The following is a 5,303-nucleotide window of genomic DNA, read 5'->3' on the forward strand; positions in this document are numbered from 1 at the left end:
TTACCTACTTCAATCAAACAATGGCTAAACCTTTCAAATGGACTTATAAAGGTCGTCCGCTACTTGTCTAAACCCACGGATTATTTCTGTCGCAGTGTACTAGGGACGGGCAGTCCCGAAGTAACGCTACAGGGTGCGACGTGAAAGACGAGCGCATCTGACTGAGAGGAAAAGACTCTCCTGGGACTCCTATCTCCCAGTCGCCATGTAAAAGGGTCACTGATTCCGCCTACGTTGGTAGTAAGTAATGAACCCAATGGAATGCAAGGCACAAAAGCGCAATATCTTCTAATCCTCATAGGATTTAAAGCGCAAGGCGAAGACTGGGTAAGGTGAGCGAAAGCGAACTGCCGTAAGCTCCGTTAGTTACGAAGAGTGAAACGAGGATGAAACACTCTAACCAAAAGGTAAGTGGGTTGGCTACCAGAGTCCGATAGCTGATAGCGATAGGTCTACACCCCCACCGGAGTATAGGCAGCACCCGAATCAGTCGTAAGTCAGACCTCGGAACACGGTAAGCCCTACGAGTTCTCTAGTACGGTCGATTGCTGGAGTAAGCCAACCGCAAGGAAGGCAGAATCACTTAGAGGGTAAAGGATGCCGGAGAAAGCGAAAGCCCTTGGTAACGCAAGGGATAGGGGTTCAAAATTTGCCCCATACTGAAAAGTAGCAGACTTCCGGCGGGTCTTAAACGGTAAATCAAAGTTAAGGAATTTAACCTGAGTGAAAGATAGAGTCAAACAAGACATCGGAACAAAGGAACAACTTCAAAACTGGTCGGACATCAACTGGAAGACCGCTAAGAAGCGTGTTAAAAACCTCAGACGGAGAATTTATCGTGCAACCGCGAACGGTCAATGGAATAAGGTACGTAGCCTGATGAAATTGATGTTACGTAGTTATTCTAACCAGAAGAGTGTCAGTGCGAAGGGTAACTCAAGAAAACCAGGGAAAATCGACGGCTGGCGTTGATGGTCAGGCGGCAACCACCCCGGAACAGAGAGTTAAATTAGTCACACAAATGCTGACTCACAACTTATGGCTAGCCAAACCAGCCCGAAGGGTTTATATACCCAAGGCAAATGGCAAAAAACGTCCTCTAGGTATACCCACTACAAAAAATCGCATCGCACAAGCTGTTGTCAAAAATTCACTCTTATCCAAGCTGGGAAGCCAAATTCGAGGCAAATAGCTATGGTTTTCGCCCTGGTAGAAGTTGCCAAGATGCCATCGAACAAGTCTGGATTAGATTACAAGACGGACGCGACGAATGGGTACTGGATGCTGACATCAAGGGGGCATTTGACAACATTAACCACGAATTCATACTCAAAGCAATAGGAAATGTTCCAGGCAGAGAGCTAATTAAACAGTGGTTAAAAGCAGGTTATGTAGAAGCAGAGGTGTTTCATCCCACGGAAAGCGGTACTCCCCAAGGAGGTATCATTTCACCATTACTGGCAAATATAGCTTTAGATGGTCTTGATGAACTCTTAGGGGAATATTACAGAACTGTTACATTCACCCGCAAAGGTAAATACAGAACAGGACAAAAGAAGAAGAGAAAAGTTAGTAAATACGGATTCATTCGTTATGCCGACGATTTTCTAATAACCGCCAGTACTAAAGAAGACATCGAAGCCATACTACCAGTAATTAAAGAGTGGCTAAAGCAAAAGGATTAGAACTCAACGAAGAAAAAACCCAAATAATTCATAGAGATAAAGGGTTCAATTTTCTAGGGTTTAACATCCGTGCCTATAAAGGAAAATGCCTCATCAAACCTCACAAACAAAAGGTACATACCTTTCTTAAACAGATAAGGGGATGGCTGAAAAAACATAGAACGGCAAAACCAGAAGTCGTAATCGCAGCCTTAAACCCAATCATCCGAGGGTGGGCTAATTATTATAGGCACTTTGTCAGTAGCAAAACTTTTAATGATGTAGAGGATGCAATATGGAAAGCTGTTTGGAGATGGTGTCTTAGAAGACATCCCAAAAAGTCAAAAACGTGGGTGAAAAATAAATACTACCAAAATATTGGTGGAAGGAATTGGACATTCACTACAAAGACTACAAGCAGAAGAGGTTCTTTAAGGGTCATCACCCTAACCAGAGCCACAGAAGCCAACATCATTCGACACATCAAAGTTAAAGGTAAAGCTTCTCCTGATGACCCTATGCTAAGGGACTACTGGGTAAAAAGACAAATTAACTACGGCAAAAACTATTTTAGCAAGAATACCAAATACTACAGAATTGCCGCTAGACAGAAATGGATTTACCCAGTCTGTGGAGAACCACTCTTCAATGGAGAAGAACTACATACGCACCATATAGTCCCTGTTAAAAAAGGTGGAAACGATGGAGAAGAAAACCTCATCCACCTACACAAAGCGTGTCACAAACACGTACATGGTGCGGTTCGCCCGTTGCGTAAGGCTTGAGCCGGATGATGCGAAAGTGTCAAGTCCGGTTCTTAGGGGAGTGCGGGGTGGCAACACCCCAATCTTACCCGACAGTCGGAACCACTACGCTAATTGGGGAAACCCAGAAGCGAGCAAGTTGCGACGTAGAATGTAGAATCCCCTGGCTTTCAGTTAAGATGAGCGGAGCGAAATCTTAACAGCCAGTGGAGTGTCAATCTAGCCCATTCTTGTACTCCAATAAACCAGGTTTCCGTCGTAGGTCGTCGATTCGCCTTTAACTTTCACATGGCGCACTATTGGGGTATCGGCATGGTTAAGTAGCCAAAGTGGGGTTGACCCTTCCTTCCTGGCTGCGCTCTCCCCAGTTGTCACTGCCTATTTGATGCCAATATCTTTTTGACACCCATTCCCCATTCTTTTTTGGGTGGCGGCGTTTTGCCTAAGCGCTTAAGTGGGTGGAAATAAATAAACAAAGCTATGTAAAGAAAAATTAAGGGAGAAAATGACGATGCCGCTACGCGGCATCGGGGCTTGCGATCGCATTCTTTTATCGCATTCTTTTATTGATTAACCGCTTCTTGTTGATGAAGAGGAGTGAAAACGGAAGCGTTTAGCATGATATGAGCCAATGCTTGCTCGATAATCAACACCGTTTATGACAGAAGAAGCCAAATCATATTCGTCTTCAAACATACGTCCGGCAATTTCATCTTCTTTCAAGCGTTGCCATTCGGATTCAATCAGATTCATTTCTGAGCAATAAGAAGGTAGAAAGAAAATATAGAGACCTAGACTTTCCCAAATTGGGTAATAAGCACGTACTTTCTTACAAGTAAGCGCACGTATTTAGGTTTTGCCCTAATTGCCAAAAATATTGCTTCTATCGCATCTTGGCATGAGCGTCCAAGTCCCAAGCCGTATGAAGCAGGGTAAAATCGCGCAACACAATTCTGGTTAAGCGTGCCAGTTTAACTAACGCTCTTCTTGGCTCGGTCTTTCATTGTAGGTATGCCGTCATGTCGTTTCAATAGCTGTACCCGGTTTGGGAATCCAAACTCTACGGGTAGCTCTAACCTTAGAACCCATTTTCATTAACCTTATGAGTTCGAGACGTTGCTTTGGGGTTAGTGATTTAACACCATCCACACAGAAGCGTCTTCTTCCTTGGTTATCCTAGGTAAAGGAGTGCGTTTCGATAAGGCTCTTGCTGACCAAGACTTCATCAACGTATGAGTGGAGTTTGCGATCGGGCTTTCACATCACCACGCCCAGAGGCTCGATAAATTCTTTTTTGGAGCTTATACACATTACGCTCTAGCTTATGCCAGTTGATATTGTGCCATTCCACCATCAGTTGTTGAGACTGTGTATTAGACATTTCTACTCACTACTTTGAGACTTTATCTTCCAAATCACCATGAGTCTGTCAGCATATTCTGGAAATTACTCCAGACCTTTGCTTTTGAGGCCTTGGCGGAGCTTTCCAAAGCTTTGCTCAATCTTCCCTACTCTCTGCATGCGCAAAGCGCACCTTCTCAGGTATTCGACCTCCAAAAGAGCAGTAGAAAGGTTATCTCATTCCGAATGACCATATTATGTACCAATAGAAGTGATACTTTTCGCTGGGTTTATTGGAAGTGCTTGTTAGTCAGTTAGAAACCTGCTAACTCCTTATCCTATGCCTTTTGGCAAAGAGCGCATTAAGCCTTCGGAGCGCTGGTTCGTTGTAACGACGATTCAAACGCATCTTCAAGCCGAGGCTTTACTCATGGGTAAGCTAATCGGCACTTAAGTTGCATAATAAAAATGGAAAAGCATTGAAAAGCAACTATGCCGCCACCAGCCAAAAACTTTTTAACGTCGGAACAAGTCAGCCAGCTACAGCAAGCTCTAAAAGAGAGCGACCTACCACACGTTAGGGAAAGAATTCTAATTATTCTGCTGCAAAATGATGGGAAACCGCAACAGAAAATTGCTAAATTTTTAGGTTGTTCTCCTAGAACAGTAGCATATTGGTGTATGCATGGAGAGGATCGATAATCTCAAAACTTTACATAATATAAGAGAGTACGAACATTACCGAAAAGCTACTCCTGAGTATATTGAACTGTTATTAAAAACCGTCGAACAAGAACCATCATCGTTAGGTTACGAATTTGGTAAATGGACAGCAGAAAGATTAGCCATATATTTAACGGAGAAAACAGGTATTGATTTAAGCAGTTCTCAAGTGAGGAGGATTTTAAAACGAAAAAAGTATAGTTATATTTGGGCTAAATATGGTTTAGAAGATAAACAAGACCCTATAGCAAGAGCGAAGTTTAAAGAGAAACTTACTCAATATTTATTAATAGCACGAGAACAGCCAGAGCGTTTACAGGTATGGAAATGGGCGTGAAAGCGGTTTCAGTTTACGTGTGATTCGCCGCAAAAATTGGGGTAAAAAGGGAAAACGTAACTCTGTTCCAGGACAACGGCGTTGTGGACGTGTGAATGTGATGGGCGCAATCAGAGAATTAGATAGGAAACGGGTATGCTTTTTTATTAAAAAAGGGAATGCGGATATTTTTTATGAGCAATTACAACAATTAAATGAATTAATTAAGCAATCTTTGGGTAGATAAAGCAAACCGTTCTGAAGATTTTTCTCAGTCTGGGCCTAAGATTGTTTTAATTTTAGATAATGCTAGTTTTCATAAACGTCAAGATGTTATAGCTAAAATATCTCAAGAGTTCCCGAATTTTATTTTAGAATTTTTGCCTGCTTACAGCCCTGATTACAACATCATCGAATTAGTCTGGCATTCATGTAAAGAGTATATTGCCCACCGTCTGTTTAAATCAGTAGATGAATTGAAAACACTACTAGATA

The 5,303-nt window shown here is 42.5% G+C and carries 6 protein-coding genes and 1 pseudogene; 5 read left to right on the top strand and 2 right to left on the bottom strand.

Annotation, left to right across the window (positions count from 1 at the left end; genetic code table 11):
• Positions 1-723 precede the first annotated feature (723 nt).
• From AABK37_RS40255 to AABK37_RS40270, 4 genes are read left to right on the top strand one after another with little or no spacing between them, the layout of a single operon-like run.
• Entirely contained in the window at positions 724-972 is a 249-nt protein-coding gene (locus AABK37_RS40255; protein WP_432556984.1) for a reverse transcriptase N-terminal domain-containing protein, read from the top strand.
• On the top strand, positions 923-1,192 hold the full coding sequence (locus tag AABK37_RS40260; RefSeq protein WP_432556985.1) for a reverse transcriptase N-terminal domain-containing protein: 270 nt from the start codon (positions 923-925) through the stop codon (positions 1,190-1,192). Before AABK37_RS40255 ends, AABK37_RS40260 begins: the two co-directional genes overlap by 50 nt.
• Positions 1,140-1,685: a reverse transcriptase domain-containing protein gene (locus AABK37_RS40265; protein WP_432556986.1), complete on the top strand. Its 546-nt coding sequence runs from the start codon at positions 1,140-1,142 to the stop codon at positions 1,683-1,685. Before AABK37_RS40260 ends, AABK37_RS40265 begins: the two co-directional genes overlap by 53 nt.
• Positions 1,664-2,449, top strand: a complete 786-nt coding sequence (locus AABK37_RS40270) for a group II intron reverse transcriptase (RefSeq protein WP_432556987.1) — start codon at positions 1,664-1,666, stop codon at positions 2,447-2,449. The genes AABK37_RS40265 and AABK37_RS40270 overlap by 22 nt, the downstream gene beginning before the upstream one ends.
• Before the next feature lie 549 nt (positions 2,450-2,998).
• Here the strand turns inward: AABK37_RS40270 and AABK37_RS40275 are convergent.
• The gene (locus AABK37_RS40275) at positions 2,999-3,277 is read right to left on the bottom strand and encodes a transposase (RefSeq protein ID WP_432556989.1); all 279 of its coding nucleotides are present in this window, start codon (positions 3,275-3,277) and stop codon (positions 2,999-3,001) included.
• Between the two features lie 376 nt (positions 3,278-3,653).
• The gene (locus AABK37_RS40280) at positions 3,654-3,809 is read right to left on the bottom strand and encodes a reverse transcriptase N-terminal domain-containing protein (RefSeq protein ID WP_432556988.1); all 156 of its coding nucleotides are present in this window, start codon (positions 3,807-3,809) and stop codon (positions 3,654-3,656) included.
• Positions 3,810-4,261: 452 nt separating this feature from the next.
• On the opposite strand from AABK37_RS40280, the pseudogene AABK37_RS40285 reads away from it, so the two are divergent.
• Positions 4,262-5,303 (top strand): annotated as a pseudogene (locus AABK37_RS40285) (IS630 family transposase); the annotation flags it as partial.

This window comes from Tolypothrix sp. VBCCA 56010 (assembly GCF_050875635.1).
GTDB lineage: Bacteria > Cyanobacteriota > Cyanobacteriia > Cyanobacteriales > Nostocaceae > Hassallia.